20 protein-coding genes are annotated in these 21,902 nt (G+C 66.4%); 9 read left to right on the top strand and 11 right to left on the bottom strand.

Annotated elements, in window-relative coordinates; translation table 11 throughout:
* Positions 1-164 precede the first annotated feature (164 nt).
* The 3 genes from FVD38_RS11880 (at position 165) to FVD38_RS11870 (ending at position 3,006) form a co-directional block, all read left to right on the top strand.
* Positions 165-1,244 carry an SDR family oxidoreductase gene (locus tag FVD38_RS11880; protein ID WP_147934998.1) on the top strand — a complete coding sequence of 360 codons (1,080 nt, stop codon included), beginning with the start codon at positions 165-167 and terminating at the stop codon, positions 1,242-1,244.
* Positions 1,244-1,708, top strand: coding sequence for a DUF2269 family protein (locus FVD38_RS11875; protein WP_147934997.1), 465 nt, complete (start codon positions 1,244-1,246; stop codon positions 1,706-1,708). Before FVD38_RS11880 ends, FVD38_RS11875 begins: the two co-directional genes overlap by 1 nt.
* A gap of 272 nt (positions 1,709-1,980) precedes the next feature.
* The gene (locus tag FVD38_RS11870; protein ID WP_147934996.1) at positions 1,981-3,006 is read left to right on the top strand and encodes a zinc-dependent alcohol dehydrogenase family protein; all 1,026 of its coding nucleotides are present in this window, start codon (positions 1,981-1,983) and stop codon (positions 3,004-3,006) included.
* Here FVD38_RS11870 and FVD38_RS11865 read toward each other — a convergent pair whose 3' ends face one another.
* On the bottom strand, positions 3,007-3,792 hold the full coding sequence (locus FVD38_RS11865; RefSeq protein WP_147934995.1) for a glutaminyl-peptide cyclotransferase: 786 nt from the start codon (positions 3,790-3,792) through the stop codon (positions 3,007-3,009).
* Positions 3,793-3,973: 181 nt separating this feature from the next.
* Here FVD38_RS11865 and FVD38_RS11860 point away from each other — a divergent pair, with 181 nt between their 5' ends.
* Complete coding sequence (locus FVD38_RS11860) at positions 3,974-4,498, top strand: GNAT family N-acetyltransferase (RefSeq protein WP_147934994.1); 525 nt, start codon at positions 3,974-3,976, stop codon at positions 4,496-4,498.
* On the opposite strand, the gene FVD38_RS11855 is transcribed toward FVD38_RS11860, so the two are convergent.
* Entirely contained in the window at positions 4,455-5,828 is a 1,374-nt protein-coding gene (locus FVD38_RS11855; protein ID WP_147934993.1) for an MFS transporter, read from the bottom strand. The two genes, FVD38_RS11860 and FVD38_RS11855, sit on opposite strands and share 44 nt — an antisense overlap.
* Before the next feature lie 45 nt (positions 5,829-5,873).
* Positions 5,874-6,995, bottom strand: a complete 1,122-nt coding sequence (locus FVD38_RS11850; protein WP_147934992.1) for an ROK family transcriptional regulator — start codon at positions 6,993-6,995, stop codon at positions 5,874-5,876.
* A 112-nt stretch (positions 6,996-7,107) separates the two neighbouring features.
* Between FVD38_RS11850 and FVD38_RS11845 the strand changes: the two genes are divergently transcribed.
* From FVD38_RS11845 to FVD38_RS11835, 3 genes are all read left to right on the top strand, one after another.
* Positions 7,108-9,624 (top strand): TonB-dependent receptor, encoded by a 2,517-nt coding sequence (locus tag FVD38_RS11845; RefSeq protein ID WP_147934991.1) that lies wholly within the window; start codon positions 7,108-7,110, stop codon positions 9,622-9,624.
* Between the two features lie 4 nt (positions 9,625-9,628).
* Entirely contained in the window at positions 9,629-10,768 is a 1,140-nt protein-coding gene (locus tag FVD38_RS11840; protein ID WP_222706917.1) for a YdcF family protein, read from the top strand.
* Positions 10,769-10,851: 83 nt separating this feature from the next.
* The gene (locus FVD38_RS11835; RefSeq protein WP_147934990.1) at positions 10,852-11,499 is read left to right on the top strand and encodes a DUF6624 domain-containing protein; all 648 of its coding nucleotides are present in this window, start codon (positions 10,852-10,854) and stop codon (positions 11,497-11,499) included.
* Here the strand turns inward: FVD38_RS11835 and FVD38_RS11830 are convergent.
* The 4 genes from FVD38_RS11830 to FVD38_RS11815 all read right to left on the bottom strand — a co-directional run bounded on the left by FVD38_RS11830 (position 11,459) and on the right by FVD38_RS11815 (position 14,960).
* Positions 11,459-12,220, bottom strand: a complete 762-nt coding sequence (locus tag FVD38_RS11830; RefSeq protein WP_147934989.1) for an SDR family oxidoreductase — start codon at positions 12,218-12,220, stop codon at positions 11,459-11,461. The two genes, FVD38_RS11835 and FVD38_RS11830, sit on opposite strands and share 41 nt — an antisense overlap.
* Positions 12,221-12,245: 25 nt before the next feature.
* Complete coding sequence (locus FVD38_RS11825) at positions 12,246-13,061, bottom strand: SDR family NAD(P)-dependent oxidoreductase (RefSeq protein ID WP_147934988.1); 816 nt, start codon at positions 13,059-13,061, stop codon at positions 12,246-12,248.
* 190 nt (positions 13,062-13,251) lie between these two features.
* Positions 13,252-13,905 carry an oxygen-insensitive NAD(P)H nitroreductase gene (gene nfsB, locus FVD38_RS11820; RefSeq protein WP_147934987.1) on the bottom strand — a complete coding sequence of 218 codons (654 nt, stop codon included), beginning with the start codon at positions 13,903-13,905 and terminating at the stop codon, positions 13,252-13,254.
* Positions 13,906-13,952: 47 nt separating this feature from the next.
* Complete coding sequence (locus FVD38_RS11815; RefSeq protein WP_147934986.1) at positions 13,953-14,960, bottom strand: zinc-binding alcohol dehydrogenase family protein; 1,008 nt, start codon at positions 14,958-14,960, stop codon at positions 13,953-13,955.
* A 110-nt stretch (positions 14,961-15,070) separates the two neighbouring features.
* Here FVD38_RS11815 and FVD38_RS11810 point away from each other — a divergent pair, with 110 nt between their 5' ends.
* A complete protein-coding gene (locus FVD38_RS11810; protein ID WP_147934985.1) occupies positions 15,071-15,994 on the top strand; it encodes a LysR family transcriptional regulator in 924 nt (307 codons plus the stop codon).
* Here FVD38_RS11810 and FVD38_RS11805 read toward each other — a convergent pair.
* Both FVD38_RS11805 and FVD38_RS11800 read right to left on the bottom strand, forming a co-directional pair.
* Complete coding sequence (locus tag FVD38_RS11805; protein WP_147934984.1) at positions 15,991-17,274, bottom strand: Xaa-Pro dipeptidase; 1,284 nt, start codon at positions 17,272-17,274, stop codon at positions 15,991-15,993. The genes FVD38_RS11810 and FVD38_RS11805 overlap by 4 nt on opposite strands.
* A gap of 73 nt (positions 17,275-17,347) precedes the next feature.
* Positions 17,348-17,965 (bottom strand): LysE/ArgO family amino acid transporter, encoded by a 618-nt coding sequence (locus FVD38_RS11800; RefSeq protein WP_147934983.1) that lies wholly within the window; start codon positions 17,963-17,965, stop codon positions 17,348-17,350.
* Positions 17,966-18,061: 96 nt separating this feature from the next.
* Here FVD38_RS11800 and FVD38_RS11795 point away from each other — a divergent pair, with 96 nt between their 5' ends.
* Entirely contained in the window at positions 18,062-18,955 is an 894-nt protein-coding gene (locus tag FVD38_RS11795) for a LysR family transcriptional regulator ArgP (protein WP_147934982.1), read from the top strand.
* Here the strand turns inward: FVD38_RS11795 and FVD38_RS11790 are convergent.
* Together FVD38_RS11790 and FVD38_RS11785 are read right to left on the bottom strand one after the other, a co-directional pair.
* On the bottom strand, positions 18,880-19,347 hold the full coding sequence (locus tag FVD38_RS11790; protein ID WP_147934981.1) for a hypothetical protein: 468 nt from the start codon (positions 19,345-19,347) through the stop codon (positions 18,880-18,882). The genes FVD38_RS11795 and FVD38_RS11790 overlap by 76 nt on opposite strands.
* A gap of 123 nt (positions 19,348-19,470) precedes the next feature.
* Positions 19,471-21,732, bottom strand: a complete 2,262-nt coding sequence (locus tag FVD38_RS11785) for a PhoX family protein (RefSeq protein ID WP_147934980.1) — start codon at positions 21,730-21,732, stop codon at positions 19,471-19,473.
* Positions 21,733-21,902: the final 170 nt, after the last annotated feature.

Below are 21,902 nucleotides of genomic sequence, written 5' to 3'. Positions count from 1 at the left end.
ACGCCCGTCCTCGCGCTCAAGGAATGGCAACAGAAGCGACCTGAGTTATTCGTTAAACGCGTTTATGATCAAACGGGACTCGACACCTAAGCTATATCCACGCCGATTTTTCCAAAGATACCGATAAATCCACCTGGCTGGCGCGCCTGTCGCACGTCGACGCCGTGATCAACACGGTGGGGATTTTCCGCGAAAGCGGACGCCAGGATTTCGCCCGCCTGCACCGCGACACGCCGCGCGCGCTGTTCGCGGCCTGCGCCGAATCGCATGACGTGCAGATGGTGATCCAGCTGTCCGCGCTGGGCGCTGACCGCGATGCGTCGTCGCCCTACCACCTGTCCAAGCGCGATGCCGACGATTACCTGGCCAGCCTGCCGCTGCGCTCCTACATCGTGCAGCCTTCGCTCGTGTATGGCCGCGACGGCGCCAGCGCGCGCACCTTCCGCTCCCTGGCCAGCATGCCGTTCACGGTGCGCTTCGGCAGCAAGGCGCAATTGGTGCAGCCGATCCACATCGACGACCTGGTGCTGGCCGTCGTCGGCCTGCTCAAGCACCGCCTGCCGATGATGCCGGGGGCCGGCACCTCGATGCGGGTGCCGCTGGTGGGGCCGCAGGCGATGCCGTTCACAGACTATCTGGGCCTGCTGCGTTCGCGCATGGGCATGGGGCGCCAGCGCGTGCTGCCCCTGCCGGGACCGGTGGCGCGGCTGTCGGCCGCCATCCTGCCGGGTTCGCTGATCAGCCGCGACGCACTGGGCATGCTGGACCGCGATAACACGGCCGACGTCGTGCAGACGGCGGTGCTGCTCGGGCATCTGCCGCGCGCGCCAAGTGAATTCATTGGCGACCCGGACGGCGAACGCGCGCGCGCCAAGCTCGGCTGGCTGCTGCCGATGCTCCGCTACAGCATCGCGCTAGTATGGATCCTGACCGCGATCGTGTCCTTCGGCCTCTATCCGGTCGAGGCCAGCTATGAGCTACTGGCGCGCACCGGCATCCCTCCCGACCTGCAGCCAGTGATGCTGTATGGCGCCGCCACCTTCGACCTGCTGCTGGGACTGGGCATCCTGTTGCTGGCGCGGCGGCGCTGGCTGTGGCTGGCGCAACTGGGCCTGATCGGGTTCTATACGGTCGTGATCGCGGTCAAGCTGCCTGAATTCCTGCTTCACCCCTACGGGCCGCTGACCAAGAACCTGCCGATGCTGGCCGCCATCTGGCTGCTGTACCAACTCGAGGAAAAATAATGGATTACGTGGTGCTGAAATGGCTGCACATTGTCTCGTCGACGCTGCTGTTCGGCACCGGGATCGGATCGGCCTGGTACATGCTGTTCGCGAACGTCAGCCGCGACGTGCGGGCGATCGCGGTGGTGGCGAAATACGTCGTCATCGCCGACTGGCTGTTCACGGCCACCACCGCCATCCTGCAGCCGCTGACCGGTTTCTACATGGTTTATCTGGCCGGCTATCCGCTGCACAGCAAATGGCTCATGTGGTCGATCATCCTGTACGTGATCGCCGGCGCCTGCTGGCTGCCGGTGGTGTGGCTGCAGATCCGCATGCGCGACATGGCGGCGGAGGCGGCGCGTACCGATACTGCATTGCCGGCGCTGTACTGGCGTTATTTCAGGATCTGGATGACGCTGGGCGTGCCGGCGTTTGCGGCGTTCATCGTGATTTTTTGGCTGATGGTGGCCAAGCCGATATAGCGGGATGCATCCTTCGTCGCAAAATATGTTTGCGCCATGGCCCACCCTCCCCAGATGCCCATGCCGAACGCGACCAGGACGGCTACCGCCAATACAGTTTTAAGCAATCTCCAAGCTGCTTGTTCTTCCATCTTCTTCCTCTGCGAGTTGCAACCAAGAATCTGAATTTATCATCAATGCCCGCGCTTGACAAACAAGACTAGCGGGCGTCCCACGCTCGGGCAGCCGCGTACAATAAGCCGCGTACCGACCAACCAGAAGGGGATTTACGCATGCGGGCTTACCAGATTCTTCACGGCGCAAACATCGACGGCCTCCAGTGCATCGACTACCCGGAACGCGACCTTGGCCTCGGCGAAGTGCGCATTCGCGTGCATGCCGTCTCGCTCAACTACCGCGACCTGATGGTCGCCAGCGGCAACTACCTGGTGTCGGTCGAGGATCCCATCATCCCGTGCTCGGACGGCGCCGGCGAAGTGCTGGCGGTCGGTCCCGGCGTGAGCCGGGTGCAGGTGGGCGACCGCGTAGCCGGTTCCTTCTTCCCGCACTGGCTGGAAGGCGGGCCGACGCCTGACAAGGTGCGTCACGGCCTGGGCGGCGATATCGACGGCATGCTGGCGGAGGAAGTGATCCTGCACGAGGACGCGCTGGCCATCGTCCCGGCCGGCCTGTCCTTCATCGAGGCGTCCACCATGCCGTGCGCCGCGGTCACCGCCTGGAACGCGATCTTCGTCTCCAGCAACCACGTCAAGCCGGGCGATACCGTGCTGCTGCTGGGCACCGGCGGCGTCTCGATCCTCGGCCTGCAACTGGCGCGCGCGGCGGGCCTGCGCACCATCGTCACCTCATCCAGCGACGACAAGCTGGCGCGGGCGCGCGCGCTGGGCGCCCACCACACGATCAATTACCAGGCGATTCCCGAGTGGCACGACGAAGTGCTGCACCTCACCCATGGCGCCGGCGCCCAGGTGGTGCTGGAAGTGGGCGGCAAGGGGACGGTGAACAAATCGGTGTCGAGCGCCGCGATGGGCGGGACGGTCGCCGTCATCGGCGGCGTCAGCGGCTTCGGCGGCGAAGTCAATCCGGCCTCGCTGCTGGCCAGCGCCAAGCGCCTGGTCGGCATCTATGTCGGCAGCCGCGCCATGCTGGAAGACGTGATGCGCTTCGCGGACGTGGGCGGCGTCAAGCCGGTGATCGACCGCGTATTCCCGTTCGGCCAGGCGCGGGAGGCATATCGCCACATGGCGTCCGGCGCGCACTTCGGCAAGGTAGTGATTGACGTCACCGACCGCTCCTGATCAACGCCGAAGCTTCGGCATCAGCTCGATCTCGAACAGCTTGGGCCACAGCTTGCCGGTGACGAACAGGCGCTTGCCCTTGCTGTCCCAGGCAATGCCGTTGAGGACGGCGTCGACTTCCTTGGTGCCGCGCTGGTCTGGCGGCAGCAGCCCGGTCAGGTCGATCACCCCGAGCACCTTGCCGCTGTCCGGATCGATGCGGGCGATCAGTTCGCTGCCCCAGATGTTCGAATACAGCTCGCCGTCGACCATTTCCAGTTCGTTCAGGCGGTCGACCGGGCGGCCCTCGGCCGTCACCTGCACCCGGCGCAGCTCCTGCATCGTCTTCGGATCGAGGATGCGGATGAAGGAACTGCCGTCGCTCATGTACAGCTGCTTCGCATCGCTGGCCAGGCCCCAACCTTCTCCCTCGTACTTGAAGCTCTGCTTGAGCTTGAAGGTCTTGAGGTCGAACACATAGCCGACCTGCGAGGTCCAGGTCAGGCCGACCAGGTTGTTGCCCACCGCGGTCGAACCTTCGCCAAACACCTCCTTCGGCAAGTCGGCCTTCTGCACCACCTTGCCGGTCTTGAGCTCCACCTTGCGGATCGTCGAGCGGCCATACTGGCCGGTGCTTTCGTACAGGTGACCGTCGCGGTAGAACAGGCCTTGGGTAAAGGCCTGGGGATCGTGGGGGTAGGTATTCTTGACGACAAAACCGTAGACCGGCAGCGCGGCCTGGGCCGCGCCGGCGCTCACGCAGGCGATGGAGCAGGCGACAGCGAAGGTGGAGAAATGTTTGAGCATCGTGGTTGGCTTAAAAAGCGGCAACAGACTGTAGCACGATAGCCGTGAATTCGCCGTCAGCTCGCCATCGCAGGGGATCACGGCGCCAACGGAACCCGCAGGCGCACGGTAGCTCCGCAGGAGGTGGCACACGGGCGGTCGGTGTAGTATCAGATGTATTGCCCTTATTCAAGGAGACGCCATGCCATCGCGCCGCCCGGCTACCCAGGCCGACCTGTCGACATTGTGGGAACTGCGCACCCGGGCGGTGCGCGCCGGTTGCGCCGCCCATTACCCGGCCGCGGTGATCGACATCTGGTGCGCCGCCCCGGCGCCCACCTCGCTGCCGCTGCTGGTCCAGGCCGGCGGCGCCGTCGTGGCAGAGGAAGACGGGCGCATCGTGGGCTACGCCGTGCTGAACCTGGATACCGGCGAACTCAATGCCGCCTTCGTCGAGCCGAGCCACCAGGGCCGCGGCATCGCCCTGCAACTGCTGCAGCAGCTGGAATCGATGGCGTGCCAGCGGGGCCTGCCCCGCATGTTCCTGTCGGCCTCGCTCAATGCCGTGCCGTTCTACGAACGCGCCGGCTTCCTGTCGCTGCGCGAAGAGTTGTATCCGCACCGCTGCGGGGTCGACCTCAAGTCGGTGTTCATGGAAAAGCTGCTGCGCCGTGCCGCGCCAACTACATCGCCTGGCCTTGGCGCGCCAGGCGGCGCAGGCCGTTGACGCGGCGTACCCGCGCGTGCATCGCGTGGCCGATATCCAGCCGCAGCAGCACCAGGATCGCGATGCATGAGCCCAGCACCGGCACACCAAACGCCAGCGCCTTGAGTCCCAGCACGACAGCCGGCGCCTGGACCGCGCCCGGCACGTAGCCCAGTTGCCCGAGCGTCCAGCCGATCGTCGCCAGCGCGGCCATGCCGCCGGCCTTGAGCAGAACGAGAATGGCGGCGAACGCCGCGGTCTCGCTGCGCTGGCGGTAACGGAACTCCGAAAAGTCGACGATATCCGCCAGGATCCCCCACGGCAGCATGGCCACGCCGGCCACACCGACGCCGGCCAGCGCCGCGCATGCCAGCAGCAGCGCCTGGTGTTCGCCGGCACAGGCGAACAGGGCGATGCCGGTGGCGGCCACGCCGTGGCTCAGCGCCAGCAGCGTGGTCTTGTCGTGGCGCGGCACCAGCGAAATCCACAAGGTGGCGCCGGCGATGCCGCTCAGGGCCAGCGTCAGGAGCACCCGACTGGCGAAGCCGGCATCGTGCAGCACATAGGTGCACAGGTAGAGCAGGGTCTTGCCGAACATCGGGATCGCAAAGCCGGTCACCACCGCCACCACTGCGATCGCGCCGAACAGGCGGTCGTGCCTCGGCCACCAGCCGCTGGCCAGGGCCTGCCGCGCAAGCGCACCGCGCGGCTGGCCGGCGGCGCGCGACGACCATGCCGCCAGCAGCAGCGTCGCGCAAAACAGTATGCCCGCCCACAGGCCCAGCCACGCCATGCGCACCGGGGCCGCCGGTCCCGCCGCGGCATTCATCGACGGCGCGATCACGGTGGCCACGACCACGCTGGCGGCGGCGCTGAACAGGGTGCGGTAGCCGGAAGCGCGGCCGCGCGCGTGGCTGTCCACGGTCACCCGCGCCAGCAGGGCGTTGTGCGGCACGTCGATCAGGGCGTAGCTGCCGCGCAGCAGCAGCAATAGCGTAGCGATGAGAAGGAAGCCTTGCACCTGCAAAAACGGCAAGGCGTACAGCGCGCCGAAGGCACAGGCGCAGGGCAGGACGCACAGGGCGATCAGGCGCGGATAGCCGATGCCATGCCGGTCGGCGTGACATGCCAGCATGCCGGCGCCGATATCGAACGCCAGGTCGCCCAGGAAGACGATCAGCATGAGCAGGCTGACCTCTGCCGCGGGCATGCCGATGATGTCGGTCAGCAGGAACAGCAGCGTGACATCGATGCTGCCGAGGAAAATCGCCTTGCCGAAGTTACCCGATGCGTAGCCGACGACGTGGCGGTCACGGTTCAGCTGGGCGGCGCATGCGCGGAGGTCTGGCATCCTGCGAGGATAGCCGGCGCGGATGACAGCCTGATGTCAGCGCGGCTAACCCGCTACCAGCGTCGTCGCCGCATGGATCGGCAGCAGTGCGGCGCCCAGCGCGATGGCGCTGCCGCCCAGCGCCGAGATGCGGATCTGCCCCGGCCGCTCGGCCGACCAGCACAGCGGCATCGCATTCAGGCGCTCGGCCAGGCACGCCACCACCGAGGCCGGCAAGGGACTCGAGAACACGACGTCTTCCGGATCGAACCAGGCGATCGCACTGTTGACCAGCAATTCCAGCTGGCTGGCCGCACGGTCGAGCCAGTCCTCGACGACCGTCTCGAAACCTGCCGTGAGCTCGTCGAAACGGGCCACCGACTCGATGCCGCAGCCGGCTTCGCGCAGCACCGCCAGCAAGTCCAGCGTGCTCGGACGCGGCAGGTGGCCGGGATAGAGCATCCCGATTTCACCGGCGGCGCCGAATCCGCCCTTGACCAGCCGCCCATCCTCGATCACGCCGGCGCCGATGCCGTAGCCGAGCAGGATCACGACCACGGTGGACGCCTTGCGCCCGGCGCTGCTCAGGTAGTACTCGGCCATGGCCGCGGCGTTGGCGTCGTTCTCCAGCAAGACCGCCGTGCCGAGTGCCTCGCCCAGCATCGGCCCCAGCGGCACGTCGTTCCAACCGGGCAGCTCCTTCACCGTATGCCACGAGTCGCCCGTGCGTGAACGCGGCGAGCCGGGCAAACCCACGCCGATGCCGAAGAAGCGCTGGCCCAGCAAGCGATGACGCACGCCGAGTACGTCCAGGTGTCGTTGTACGATCGCGGAAAATTCGGCCGGGCCCGGCGTGCCGATCTGTTCGCTGACGAGCGCGATGATCTCGCCCGAGAAGTCCACCAGGGCGATCTCCAGCACGCCCTTGTGCACCGTCGCGCCCGCGGCGAAACCACCCTGGGACGAGATGCCGAGCGGGATGGTCGGCCGGCCCCGCGTCGGTGCCTCGGTCGCTTCCCGTTCTTCCACCAGGCCCAGGCTGATCAGGTTGTGCGACAGCTTGGTCAGTGCGGAGTTGCTGACCTGCAGGGCCAGCGCCAGTTCCGTGCGCGGCATCGGGCCTTTCATGCGCAGGTGCCAGAGCAGGCGTTTCTCTTCCGAGGGCAAATGCAGGCGCGCAGCTTTCATCGTCCGGTCTTCGTCTTTATGGATTTTATTTATTTTACGAGTAATAAATAATCCGGTCAAAAACGCTCCGTATTCTGCTCATGTTGACTTTTATTCCATCCAGGACGATTCCATGATCAAGACAAGAATGACCCTCGCGCTGCATTGCGCACTCGGCGCCCTCGCGGTGCTCGGCCCCTGCGCCGCAGCCCAGGAAGCCCCTGCGGCGGCAACTCCGGCGCCGGCCGCGAGCCAGGATGCCGATGCCGCCACGGGCGCCCAGGTGGTGGTAGTCACCGGTTCGGCGCGCCCGCAGCGCCGCTTCGACGTGTCGTATGCGGTGAACTCCCTGTCGCAGGGCGACATCCAGAAGCTGGCGCCGCTGAACATGGCCGACCTGCTGGGCAAGATGCCCGGCATCCAGGTCGAGGCCACCGGCGGCGAAGTGCAGAACGTGACCCGCGTGCGCGGCATCCCGACCGACGATGGCTACGCCCTGTTCCAGCAGGACGGGCTGCCCCTGATGACCGAAATTAACGGCTTCTTCTTCCGCGGCGACAGCATGAACCGCTACGACCTGATGACCAGGAACGTGGAAATCGTGCGCGGTGGCCCGGCGCCGATCTATGCCAGCCAGGCCGCCGCCATCGTCAACAACACCACCGTCACCGGCTCCGAGAAGACCATGGGCAAGGCCCGGGTCACGGTCGGCACCACGGGCCTGAAGCGCCTGGACGCCTACCAGTCGGGCAAGATCGACGACAAGACCTATTACGCTCTCGGCGGCTTCATTCGCGAGGACGACGGCCATCGCGACAACGGCTTCCCGAACGACCGCGGCGGCCAGATCCGCGCCAACATCAAGCACGTAACGGACACCGGCACCTGGAAGCTGAGCGCCAACTACCTGAACGACCACAACACCTTCTACCTGCCGATTCCGGTCTCGGATCCGCGCAACCCGGCGGTCTCGCTCGACCGCTACATCGATTATTTCGACGGCACGATGAATTCGCCCGCCCTGCGCAGCGTGCCGCAGCAATACCTGGACGGCGCGGGCGCCCTGCACACCGAAACGCGCGACCTGGCCGATGGCCGTCACCTGGAATTCGGCAACCTGGGCCTGCAATACGAGGGCGACCTCGGCGCCTGGCAGCTGTCGGCCAAGGCCGGCGCCACCCGCGGCAAGCTCAATTTCGACGCCTTCTACTCCACCTCCAATCCGACCGACGCGACCACCTTCGCCAACGGCTTCATGAACTCCGCCAAAGCCGCCTTTGGGCCGGTCGCGCGCCTGGGCTATGCGGTCGCCGGCAGCAACGGCGCGCAAGCCTATGACCCGGCGCAGGATTCGGGCCTGGTGATGCAGGGCCAGTACCGGGCAATGGGCGCCACCTTCTATTCGCACCAGGCCGACGTCAACCTGACGCGCACCTTCGACACCGGCATCGGCAGCCATGACGTGAAGGCCGGCTTCTATGCCAGCGCCTACGGCACCACCAGCAAGTCGGTCTACAACGATATGCTGATCGAAGTGAAGGGCCGCCCGCGTACCCTCGACCTGGTGGCGTATTCGGATTCCGGCGCGGTGCTCGGCTCGGTCACCGACAACGGCGTGCTGCGCTACACCACGACCCTGAACCAGGGCGACGTCGAAGCGCGCATGGGGGCGCTGTACCTGAACGACACCTGGACCGTGAACGACCAGCTGCGCCTGGATGCCGGCGTGCGCACCGAGCGTTACCGCTACGACGGCTACGCCTTGCTCACCGCGCAGGCCAACCTGGGCGACGGCACGACCCTGGCCGACGACACCACGCGCCGCTTCACCGGTGCGCGCCAGTCGCACGTCTACAAGCCGCGCACCACCAACTGGACCCTGGGCGCCAACTACGACTTCAGCGCGAACCTGGGCGGCTATGCGCGCGTGTCGCACCTGGAAGTGCCGCCGACGATGAACGTGGCCTCATCGGTCGACCCGCTGGTGCTGACCACCAAGGCCGACCAGTACGAGGTGGGCGTCAAGGCCAACTTCGGACGCTCCTACCTGTACGTGACCGCCTTCCGCACCAACTTCGATCCGCTCAACGCCTCGTTCGTGGCCTTCAACCCGGTCACCGGCCGCAACGACCAGACCGTGCCGTTCTACGGCAAGGCCGTGGTGCAGGGCGCGGAGGCCGACGGCGCCTGGTACTTGACCGACCGCTTCGTGGTGAATGCCTCGCTGACGGTGCAGGAACCGGAGTACCGCGACTTCGCCAGCGCCACCGGCGCCGACCCGTCGAAGATCATCGGCAACCAGCTGATCCGCCAGCCCAAGGTGTTCGGCAACATCCGCCCCAGCTACAGCTTCAAGCTTGGCGGCAATGCGGTCGATGTCTACGGCAGCGTGGCCTATATGGGCAAGCGCTACGTCGACTTCTTCAACGCGACCGAGCTGTCTTCGTTCCACACGATCGGCGCAGGTGTGACGGTCACGCGCGGCGACTGGCAATTCCAGCTCACCGGCGACAACCTGACGAACGAAAAAGGCCTCACCGAGGGCAATACCCGCACCGACGCGCTGGCGGGCCAGGGCAGCAGCGTGGCGATCTATGGCCGCCCGGTGTTCGGGCGCAGCGCGCGCTTCTCCATCAGCAAGGCTTGGTAACACGATGATCAAACATTTGATGCTCACGGCAGCGCTGGCTGCCGCACTCCCCCTGCATGCCGCACCCGCGGTCGACCGCCACTGGTCGCTGATGGCGGGGCGCATGTTCCCGCTGGTGACCTCGATCCAGCCCGAGCGCGCGCCGGCCGCGCTGGCCGCCGTACTGGAGCAACGCAGGAAGCGTCTCGACGCCTGCGAGCTGGCGCCCAAGTGCCTGCTGCTGGCGGCCACGTGGACCGATGCCGATATGGATGCGGTGGCGGCTGCCGTGCCGGCATCCGGCAAGCCGCCCGGCTTGGCCGACGATGGCGCCAGGGCCCAGGTGGTGCGCGAGCTGCGCGGCCTGAACGCCGTGCTGCAGACCTATGGCTTCGGCACGCAATCGCGCTATCCGATGATCGACGGCCCCGTCGAGAAGGTCGACGGCGAAGGCTTCAAGGCCTCGGTGGCCGATGCGATCTGGCTGGCCGACGCCGGCAAACACGACCCGGCGGTGCGGCTTGACCCCAGCATCGCGCTGGCCATCGCCCTGATCGACGCCAACGAGCGGCGCGACGCGGTGCTGTTCGAGCCGCTCGACCAGGCCCACAACGCGGCGCCGTTCGCGCTGGCGGGCAAGACCGACTGGCAACGCTACCGCTACTCGGCGATCATCATCCCCGGCGTCGGCCCGGAGAACCCGGCGCTCTCGATCAGCGCGCGCAGCAAGCTGCACCTGCAACTGGCGGCGCGCCGCTTCGCGCAGGGCGACGTGGCCTTCATCATCACCAGCGGCGCCGCCGTGCACCCGAAAGGATCGACTTATGTCGAGGCGGTGGAGATGCGCAAGACGCTGGTCGAGCGCTTCGGGATTCCCGCCGAGCGCATCGTGATCGAGCCCTATGCGCGCCACACCACGACCAATCTGCGCAACGCCACCCGGCGCCTGCACGCGATGGGCGCGCCGCTGGACAAGCCGACGCTGATCGTCGCCAATTCAAGCCAGAGCCGTTACATCTCGAGCCCCGAGTTCGCGGCACGCAATCCGGCGGAACTCGGCTACGATCCGGGCACCGTCGGGCAGCGCCACTCGCCGTACGAGGTGGAATTCACGCCGTCGGTGCGCTCGCTGCGCGTCGATCCATGGGATCCGCTCGACCCCTGAACTGCGATTCATGCAAGAGGAATGGACCGGGGCGCCTGCGCAGGCATACACTCGGCCATTCCTCCACTTCGTCCAGACCACCGATGCACCGTTTCCCGCCCACCTTGGGGATCGCGATTGCCGCTTTCCTGTTCCACTCGTCGGCGCATGCCGCCTGCGACGACTATCAGCAAGAACTCGCCACACGGGTCAGCGCCGACCAGGCCTTGCGCGCACGACTCGACTTCAGCCGGATGAATGATCCAGACCAGAAAAAACTGATGCAGCAAATGGGCATCGTCGACCGTGCCAATACGGCGTGGCTGAAAGCGTTGTTCGAACAATGCGGTTTTCCGGACAAGGACCGGCATGGCGAGAAGGCCCAGGACAATGCCTGGCTGCTGGTCCAGCATGCCGACCACGATGTGGCGTTCCAGAAGTACACGCTATCCCTGCTCGAAAAGATGGCCGCGCAGCGCGGCGAGCCTGTACGCCGCAGCTTCGCCTACCTGGCGGACCGGGTCGCGGTGGCCGAAAAACGGCCGCAGCTGTATGGGACGCAGTTGATGGCGCCGTCCGAGCAGCCCTGCAATTTCGACTTCAACACGATGGACGACCGCGAGAAAGTGGAAGCGCGGCGCGCAGCCCTGGGGCTGCCGCCGCTCGACATCTACAAAGAGATGGTCCTGGAGAATTCGAACTGCGTGCTGCCTAGTGCGTCGGAATCGGGTTCGAGGCCAGGTAGGCGTTGAACTCATTCACCAGTTTGTGTTCGCCGGCCCCCGCGTTGGCGCGCATCGGCCGGGCCGACTCCACCACCACTTCTTCCTTGCCGGTCGCAAGACCCGCCATGGTCTGCGCGATGAAGTCATCCAGCGGCATGGCGCGCGGATCGTCGCCCTTGTGGACAAGATCGGTGTTCACCCATGGCGGGGCAATCTCCTGCAGGGTCACCGAGGTATCGCGCAGCATGAAGCGCTGCGACAGCGTGTACGAATGCAGCGCCGCCTTGGTGGCCGAGTACACGGCGGTCGCGGCCAGCGGCACATAGGCCAGCACCGAGGTGTTGTTGATGATGGTGGCGCGCGGCTGTCGTTTGAGGTGGCCCAGCAGCGCGGAACTCATGCGGATCGGACCGAGCAGGTTGGTGGTGACGGTGGACAGCATCACGTCTTCGTCGACCGTCCCGGCCGCATCGTCGAAGGGCATGATGCCGGCGTTGTTGACCAGCACGTTGAGGTTCGGGAAGTCCTGCGTGAGCTGGGCCGCGACCTGTTTGATGCTGGCAGGGTCGGCGATGTCCAGCTCGACCGCGTGCATGCCCGGATTGGCCTTTACCACTTCGTCCAGCAGCGCCTTGCGGCGGCCCGCGATGATCACGGTATTACCCAGCTTGTGGAAGGCTTCCGCCAGGCCGCGGCCGATGCCCGAGGTGCCGCCGGTGATGAGGATGGTGTTGTCGGTGAGTTGCATGGTGTTCTCCTTGAGATAGCGGTAATCAGGCGGCGTTGGACAGGACTGCGGCGTAGCGCGCGGCGGGCTTGGTGTGCGACAGGTTCGGCCCCAGCGCGCGGCGGGCGTTCTCGAACGAATCCCAGTCGGCGCTGTCCGGCAGGGCCGGGATGGTGATCACTTCTCCCTGATCGAGCCCGGCGAGGGCGGCGTCGACCATGTCATTCACGGGCATCACGATCTCTTGCGGCAGGTGCGCGACCGGCACCCCGGCGTGGTCCCAGAATTCAGTGGCGGTGGCGCCCGGCAGCACGGCCTGGACCCGGATGCCCTTGGCGCCGACTTCGTGCTGCAGCGACTGGGTGAGCGCCAGCACGAAGGCCTTGCTGCCGCCGTAGGTGCCGTTGAGCACCTCGGGAGCGACGGCGGCGATCGACGAGATATTGATGATGGTGCCCTGGCCGCGCGCCACCAGGCGCGGCACGACGGCGCGCGTCAGGCGGGTCAGCGCCGTCACGTTCAGTGCGATCATGCGGTCGAGATCGTCGACGCTCGAATCGAGCATGCTGGCGGTGGCGCCCAGGCCGGCATTGTTCAGCAGCAGGGTGATCGACGCATCGTTTGCCAGGCGCTCTTCCACGCGGCGCAGGTCGGCGCCTTGCGTGAGGTCGGCGGCCAGGATGTCGACCTTGCGGCCGGTCTCGGCGCGCAGCCGGGCGGCGACCTGCTCGAGGCGCTGCTGGTTGCGCGCCACCAGCACCAGGTCGTAGCCGCGTTCGGCCAGGCGTTGGGCGTAGCGGGCGCCGATGCCGGTCGAGGCGCCGGTGATCAGGGCGGCGGTGGTTTGTGCGGTCGTGGTCATGTCGTTCTCCTTGTTGGTGTTTCGTTGTCGATGGAAACAGTCTACGGAGACGAAGCACGGCCCGTTGGCCGTATATACCTCGATTTAGGCCATCATGCGTGTGGCCGAACCCGAGGGAAAAACGAAAACGGCGTGCATTGCTGCACGCCGTTTTCACGAACACCACCCGCAGGTGGCGAAAGTCACACGATCAGATGAAGGTGAAGGTCGCTTCCTGGGTCAGGCGCGATTTCGGCAGGCCGGCATTGAAGTCGCTCTCCGACGAATAGCCGAAGCTCACCAGCACCAGGCTGGTCAGGCCTTTCGCGTTCAGGCCGAACTCCTCGTCCAGGATCTTCTGGTCGAAGCCTTCCATCGGGGTCGCGTTGATCTCGAGCGTGGCCGCGCCCAGCAGCGCGGTGCCCAGCGCCAGGTAGACCTGCTTCTCGAGCCACTGCGCCACGTCCTTGCCGCCGAAGCGGTGCTGGTTGACGTAGCCGCGGCGGGCGCCATCCTGGCCGGCACGCGCGGCGGCGTCGCGGAAGCGGCCATCGCCTTGTTCCTGGTCCAGCAGGGCTTCCAGGTGCGCCTCGTCCATGTCGATGCGCGAGCACAGCACGATCACGTGCGAGGCATCGTTGATCTTGGCCGCGTTATAGGAATAGTCGCCCTGCGCCGCCTTGGCGATGCGCGCACGGCCTTCCGGCGTGTTGGCGACGACGAAGTGCCATGGCTGCGAGTTCACCGACGACGGGCTGCTGCGCAGCAGGTCGTACACTTGCTGCATCACTTCTTCGGGGATGCGGCGCTCTGCATCGTAGGCTTTGGCGGTATGGCGTTTTTGTGCGGCCGACAGGATATTCATGGTGCTCCTTCTGATGGTCAATCCGACGATCTTAAGCGATCCGAGACTTAAAAGTTTTCGAGCACGATTTTTCCGATCGCGCGGTTGCTCTCGATGAGGGCGTGGGCGCGGCGCAGGTTGGCGGCATTGATGGTGCCGAAGTGCTCGCCCAGCGTGGTGATCAAGGTACCGTCCTCGATCATCGCGGCCACCCGGTTCAGCAGCTCGTGCTGGCGCACCATGTCGGCCGTCTCGAACATCGAGCGGGTGAACATCAGTTCCCAGTGCAGCGAGATCGACTTGCGCTTGAGAGGCACCGCGTCGAGCGTGGCCGGATCGTCGATCAGCGCCAGCTGGCCCTGCGGCGCCAGCGCGTCGATGATGTCCTGGTAATGGCGGTCGGTGTGGGTCAGGCTGATCACGATGTCGACGTTGGCGAAGCCCAGTGCTTCGAGTTGCGGCTGCATCGGGCGGGTGTGGTCGACCGTGTGATGCGCGCCGAGTTTGGTCACCCATTCGCGGGTGGCGTCGCGCGAGGCGCTGCCAATCACGATCAGCCTGGTGAGCCGGCGCGCGAGCTGGGTCAGGATCGAACCGACGCCGCCGCTGGCGCCGATGATCAGGAGCGACTTGCCTTCACCGCCGCCTTCCGGCACGCGCAAACGATCGAACAGCAACTCCCACGCCGTAATCGAGGTCAGGGGCAGGGCGGCGGCTTCGGCAAAGCCCAGATTCGCGGGCTTCTTGCCGACGATGCGCTCGTCGACCGTCTGGAACTGGCTGTTGGAGCCGGGGCGGACGATCGAGCCGGCATAGAACACCTCATCGCCCGGCGCGAACAGCGTCACCTTGGCGCCGACGGCGCGCACGATGCCGCTGGCGTCCCAGCCCAGCACGCGCGGCTCTTTCACCGCGGAGCCCTGGCGGATCTTGGTATCGACCGGATTGACCGAGACGGCGCGCACTTCGACCAGCAGGTCGTGCGGGCCGGCCAGCGGCATTGGCAGCTCGGTGTCGATCAGGGCCTGCGGGTCGTCAATGGGCAGGCCGTGTTGGGTATAGACTATCGCTTTCATTTTCTTCTCCAGGAATAAAGTGGGGGCAATACAGTGACAACGATTCTAGAGAAGAGCCGGGCCGCGAAACACCGCCACGGCAGGGTTTCACTTTCACTGTGGGAGAGAAAATGATCCGGCTCGACGACTTGTCGCTGTTCGTGCGCGCCGCCGCCCTGGGCAGCTTTTCGCAGGCCGCGCGCGAAGTGAACCTGCTGCCCGGCCAGGTCAGCGCAGCGATCGGACGGCTGGAACGCGAACTCGACGTGCGCCTGTTCGCGCGCTCGACCCGCAGCCTGCGCCTGACCGACGAGGGCAAGCGCTACCTGCCCTTTGCCCAGGATGCGCTGCAGGCGCTGCGCGATGGCCATGAGGGCATGCGCGGCGAGAATGCGTCCCTGACCGGCACCTTGCAGGTGGCGGCGCCGTCCGACTTCGGCCGCAACGTGCTGCTGCCGTGGATCGCGGAGTTCAGGCGCGCGCACCCGGGACTGGACATCCAGCTGCTGGTGTCGGACCAGGTGGCGGACGTGTTCCGCGATCCGGTCGACATCGCGCTGCGCTACGGCCAGATCGACGACGCCAGCTTCATCGCGCTGCCGGTGGCGCCAGAGAACCGGCGCGTGCTGATCGCTTCTCCCGCTTACCTGGAACGGTACGGCCGCCCGCAAACGCTGGCCGAGCTGGCCTCGCACGCCTGCCTGGCCTACCGCCTGCGCGGGCGCATCTATGACCGCTGGTGCTTCCCACTGCCTGAAGGAGACCAGGTGGTGCAGGTCAAGGGGTCGCTGGTCAGCGACGACGCCGACGTGGTGCGGCGCTGGGCCGTCGCGGGCGAAGGCATCGCCTATAAATCGTGGCTCGACGTCTGCGCCGACGTGGCGGAGGGAAGGCTGGAGGTGGTCTTGCCGCAAGTCCCCGGCGAAGCCACCCCCTTGAACCTGGTGTGCCCGCACCGCAAGCAGTTCTCGCCCGCGGTGAAGCTGCTGCATGCGCTCGTGAAGGAGCGCTGCGCTCCGCTGTTGAAATCCCTGGAGCGCCTGGATGCGCTTTAGATCGCTCCGCCCTTGACGATGGCGCCGCCCTGGATCACCACCGCCGGCGCTTCGAGCAGGGTGACGTCGACCGTCGGATCGCCCTTCACCGCCACGATGTCGGCATAGCGGCCCGGCTCGACCACGCCGACGTCCTTGCGCGCCAGCGCCTCGGCCGCGTTGACGGTGGCGGTCTGGATCGCCTGCAGCGGCGTCATCCCGTACTGGACCATCACGGCGAACTGCTTGGCGTTGCCGCCGTGCGGGTGCACGCCGGCGTCGGTGCTGAACACCATCTTGACCCCGGCCGCATGCGCCTTCTTGAAATTCTGGCGCTGCAGCTCCGTCACTTCGCGGTCCTTGCGCAGATTATCTTCCAGCACGCCGTTCTTCTTGCCCTCGGCCGCCGTGTAGCTGCCGTTATAGATGTCCATGGCCAGCCAGGCGCCGTGTTTCTTGGCCAGGGCGATGCCTTCGTCGTCGATCAGGCTCGCGTGCTCGATCGTGTTGATGCCGGCGCGGATCGCATCCTTGATGCCGGCCGCGCCGTGGGCGTGGGCCGCCACCTGCAGGCCCCACTGGTGCGCTTCTTCCGCCGCGGCGCGCAGTTCGGCCAGCGTCATCTGCTGCTGGCCCGGTTCGGTATTGCGCGAGAAGACGCCGCCGGTGGCGCAGACCTTGATCACCTGGGCGCCATACTTGCGCAGTTCGCGCACCGACTTGCGCACTTCGTCCGGGCTGTCGGCGTTGTACTTGTTCTTCTCTTCCATCGACGGCGGGAAGTAGGTGCTGTCGCAATGGCCACCGGTCGCGCCGAACGACCAGGCGGCCGGCACGATGCGCGGACCGCGCACCTTGCCGGCGGCGATGGCCTGGCCCAGGCCGACGTCGTTCCAGTCCGAGGCGCCCAGGTTGCGCACCGTGGTGAAGCCCGCATCCAGCGTCTTGCCCGCATGGGCCACGGCCAGCGCCGACCAGAAGCGGTCGTTGTATTCAAGCCCCTTGTAGCCGCCGTAGGTCGGGTCGGAATCGAGGTGCACGTGCATGTCGATCAGACCGGGCAGCAGGGTCATGCCGGGCAGGGCGATGCGGGTCGCGTCGGCGGCGGCCGGCGTGGCGGCATCCGGCTTGAGGCTGACGACCTTCCCGTCGCGCACGAGGATCTCGGGGTTCTGGATCATGCGGCCGCTCTTGACGTCGAGCAGGCGGTCGGCGCTGATGATCACGTCGGCCGCATGGGCAGAAGACAGGCCGGCGGCGGCCAGGCAAAGGGTCAGGACTTTCAGGGTCAAGCGGTTCAAGCAGCCTCCGGGCGGTGAGATGGGCAAATGGCAACTTTACACCGGACAACATCTCACTCACCCATTTATTTGCTTAGCTGTCTATCAGCAGCAACGCCGCCAGCATCAGCATCATGGCGCCGGTGAGGGCCTCGAACACGCGCCACACCGCCGGTCGCGCCAGTACCGGGGCGAACCTCTGCGCGCCGATGCCGATCGCCGTGAACCACAGGATCGAGGCCGTGATGGCGCCCAACGCGAAAGAACTACGCTGCTCGGCCGCCAGGCTGCTGCCGACGGCGCCCAGCAGCACCACGGTGTCGAGATAGACGTGCGGGTTGAGCAGCGACAGCGCCAGCACGGTGGCCAGTGCCGCGCCGAGGGTCTGGGCCTGTGCCGACGGGTCGGCCGCCAGCGAGGCGCCGCCGCGCAGGCTGCTGCGCCAGCAGCGCAGGCCATACCAGATCAGGAAGGCGGCGCCGCCGTAACGCGCCAACGCCATCAGGGGCGGCGACGCCTCGATCAGGGCGCCCAGGCCGGCGGTGCCGGCGGCGATCAGGATCACGTCGACCACGATGCAGGTGAGCACCGTCGGCAGCACGTGCCGGCCGCGCACTGCCGTGCGCAGCACATGGGCGTTCTGGGCCCCGATGCCCATGATGAGGCCGGCGCCCAGGACCAGCCCTTGTAGATAAACCTGATGCGAGAACATGGCCGCCTCCTTCTGTAAAGACGCCACTATCCCAGCCCGGCAGGCTTACTTCAATTATATTTATGATTATTCAGGCTACTTAAGAAACTCTAATCCATGACGATCGATCCCCGCCGCAGCGCCGCCTTCCTGGCCGCCATCGATTGCGGCAGCCTCGAAGGCGCCGCCGCCCAGCTCAAGGTGACGCCGTCGGCGATCTCGCAACGCATCGCGGCCCTCGAGCAAGAGCTGGGCACGCCGCTGCTGGTGCGCAGCCGTCCCTGCCGCCCAACCGCGCCCGGCACGCGGCTGCTGCAATACCTGCGCCGCTCGACGCTGCTCGAATCGGAATTTTTGGCCGGGATGAAGGATGATCCCGGCCCGGCGCGGGTCACGCTGGCCGTCAATAACGACACGCTGGCGACCTGGCTGCTGCCGGTGCTGGCGCCGATCCTGGATGCGGAAGGCTTGCTGGCCGAATTCGTCCTCGACAACCAGGGCCATACCTTCGCGCTGCTGGAGGGCGGCCATGCGGTGGCCTGCATTTCGGGAGAGACGGAGCCAATGCGCGGCTGCAGCGCCAGCCCGCTCGGCGTGATGCGCTACCGGATGGTGGCCTCGCCCGACTTCGCGCGGCGCTGGTTCCCGGATGGGATGACGCGCGCGACGGCCCAGCGCGCGCCGCTGGTGGTGTTCGACCGCAAGGATGCGATGCAGTCTTCTTTCTTGCTCACCCACTTCGGCCTGCCGGACGGCGCCTATCCGTTCCACTACGTGCCGGCCAGCGATCCCTTCGTCCACGCGGTACGCCACGGCATGGGCTACGGCATGCTGCCGGAGGAGCAGTGCGGCGCGTTTCTCGAGAATGGAGAACTGGTCGACCTCGCCCCGGCCCTGTACCACGACGTGCCGCTGTACTGGCACGCCTGGCGCATTCAGCCGCCGCGGCTGGAGCGCATGGGAATGTCGCTGGTGAAGGCGGCGCGCGGCGTGCTGCTGCCGCTCGCCTGAGCGACCGGCCACCACTGCGCCACGCCCCACAGCAGCTCGGGAACCAGGAACAGCCACAGCACCGGCAGGTCTGCCTCCAGCATCGCCCAGCCTATCCAGAACGCGAACAGCAGCCGTCCGAGACCGTCGAAGCGGCCCAGGCGCAGGCTGGGTTCCTTCAGGCGCACGGCGCACCACAGCAGCACCAAGGTGCCGAGGAGAGATGACAACAACAGGTGCAGCGGCGCGAACGGCGGCAGCGGCGCGCCGCCCAGCCACACGTTCAGCGCCGACAGCCGGTCAAGCAGCAGGGCGAAGGTCCAGGGCGTGGCGAAGGGCAGGATCTGCACGACGTCGTAAGCGGCGCTGGCGCGCGCGAGGCGCAGGTAGGTCGATAGCGGCAGGGCAGGCATGGCGGCTCCTCGTTGGTCGGTCCGCTCGATGCTGACATGGCGCGGCCGATTCCGTCTTGCGCGCCATAAAAGGAACGGGCCGGCTGCTTGCGCAACCGGCCCGTTCTACCTTACGACCTTACATTACGAACCGATACGGCCACCGTCGTTCTTGGTGATGACCAGGGTCGCCGAGCGCGGACGCTTGCCGGCGCCGTAGCCCGCATTCGCCGGCCACTGGCTGGTGTACTTGCTGGCATCGCCGATGTTCGCGGCGGCGGTGGTCTCGCCCGGGTGCTGGATGTTGACGAACAGCGCCTTGCCGTCCGGGGTCTCGGTGATGCCGGTCAGTTCGCAGCCGACCGGGCCGACCAGGAAGCGCTTGAGCGTATCGGCGCTGGCGGCCTTGCCGACGAAGGTGTCGACGTTCAGGGTCGAGCCGTCGGTCTTCGGATAGCTCAGGGTGACCTTCTTGCCGTCGCCCACCTTGCCCGGCAGGCCGGCCACCATCATGCAGTTCGTGACGTCGGTGTAGGCGCCATCGTCGGTCTGGAACCAGCAGATGCCGGTCGAAGTGCTGAAGGCCAGGCCGTCCGGGCTCGAGAAGTCCTGGTCGTTGGTCAGGCCCGACAGGTTGATGCGCGACGCATCGGCGGCGGCTTCGGCGCCGAACAGGTAGACGTCCCAGGCGAAGCTGGTGGCGGTCGAACCGGCGGCGTCTTCACGCACGCGGATGATGTGGCCGTTCGAGTTGCCCAGCTGGGCTGTGGTGCCCTTCATGTCGGTGTACGAACGCGGGTTGGCGGCATCCGGGGCGACCTGGCTCGAGCTGCTCGGCTCGACGCGGCGGTTGCTGTTGTTGGTCAGCGTGTAGTAAATCTCGCCGTTGGCCGGGTTCACCGCGCACCATTCCGGACGGTCCATCTTGGTCGCGCCGACGGCGTCGGCGGCCAGGCGGGCGTTGACCAGCACGTCGGCCTGGTCGGCGAACTTGTAGTTCGCGTAAGCGGCGATGGCGGCGTTGGCGATGGTCAGCTCGATCCACTGGCCCTTGCCGTCGGCATTGAACCTGGCGACGTACAGCTTGCCGCTGTCGAGGTATTTGTCGCCGGTGGCGATGCGGTCGGCGGCGACCGAGTCAGCCGGGTTCCACGGTGCGGTCGACACGAATTTATAGATGTATTCGCCGCGCGAATCGTCGCCCATGTAGACTGCCAGCGGCTGGCCGGCGATCAGGCGGCCGAACGAGGCGCTTTCGTGGGCGAAGCGGCCCAGCGCGGTGCGCTTCTTGATTGCGCGGGTCTTGTCGTAGGCGTCCATCTCGACGATATAGCCTTCGCCATTGAGCTCGTTGCGATAATCGTCGCTGCCATCAAGCGAGGTGCCCTTCTTGCTCAGGTCCCAGCGCTGGTACTTGTCGTCCGCGCCGCCGGTTTCCCAGCCGTGGCGCGAGGCCGCGCCCTGCGACATGCCGTAGCGGTTGAGCGAAGCGACGCTCTTGTCGCCGCGCGCGGCGTTGTCGGTCGCCGAGCGGGTGAAGTAGCCGGCCCAGTTTTCTTCGCCCGACAGATAGGTGTTCCATGGGGTGCGGCCGGTGCCGCAGTTGTTGATCGTGCCGCGGAACTTGGTGCCGTCCGGCGAGTACTTGGTCTTGACCAGGGCATTGCCGCGCACAGGGCCCGACAGCTGGACTTCGGTCTGCTGGTGCACGCGGCGGTTGAAGGTCGAACCCGACAGGTATTCCCACTTGCCGCTGTTGCTGCGCACTTCGAGGACCGACAGGCCGTGCAGGGCCATTTCCTTGTCTACTTCGGCGGCCGGGCGTGGCAGTGCATTCGTGCCGCCGTTGGCGTGCACGAAGTACGACGGCAGGCCTTCGTTGGTGGTGGCTTCGTGGTTCATCGCCAGCAGGCCGCGGGTGGCGCCGCTGGTCGAGACGCCGCCGCTGTCGGACAGCGAGAAGAATTCCATGCCGTCGTGGTGGTCGCCCGCGCGGTTCTCGAAATCGGTGTCGGTGCCGTCGTTCTTGTAGGCCGGGGTGCTGCTGGTGAGCGGGTCGCCCAGCGCGTACAGGACGGTGGCGGTATAGCCGGCCGGGACGACCACTTTATCGGCCAGGCTCTTGCCGACGGCAGTGAAGCCGAGCAGCTTTTCGACCGGCGCCGGCGGCGGGGTGTTGCCGGCAGGTGGCGGCGGGGTGACAGGATCGTCGTCCGAACCGCCGCAGGCGGTCAGGCCGAAGCTGCCGAGCAGCGCGGTCGCGGCCGTTGCAGCGCCGCCGCGCAGCATGCTGCGGCGGCTCAGGCGTTTCTGGAGAACGTCGCTGAAGTGTTCGTTCGACGAGTTGTTCGAATCGACATCATCATGTTCGGCAGGGATGCGGGCGAAATCGGTCGGCTTGTTCACGGAAGTGGATCCTGTTTTTTAGTGTGGGAAAGGAAAGCCACTGAATAGTAGTAAGGCAACATGACCACTTTGTGACGGTTTGATCACAGTTTGATGACAGGGGAGCGGCACGCTTGTGCTTTTCTCGGCGGCATCGTCAAGATTTCCGTGTCATTCACTGGACGCCGACG

The sequence above is a fragment of the Massilia arenae genome, from assembly GCF_008014745.1.
Classification (GTDB): Bacteria; Pseudomonadota; Gammaproteobacteria; order Burkholderiales; family Burkholderiaceae_D; genus Telluria; species Telluria arenae.
The sequence above is the reverse complement of the archived record's forward strand: the minus strand, read 5'-3'. Positions and strand labels throughout refer to the sequence as shown.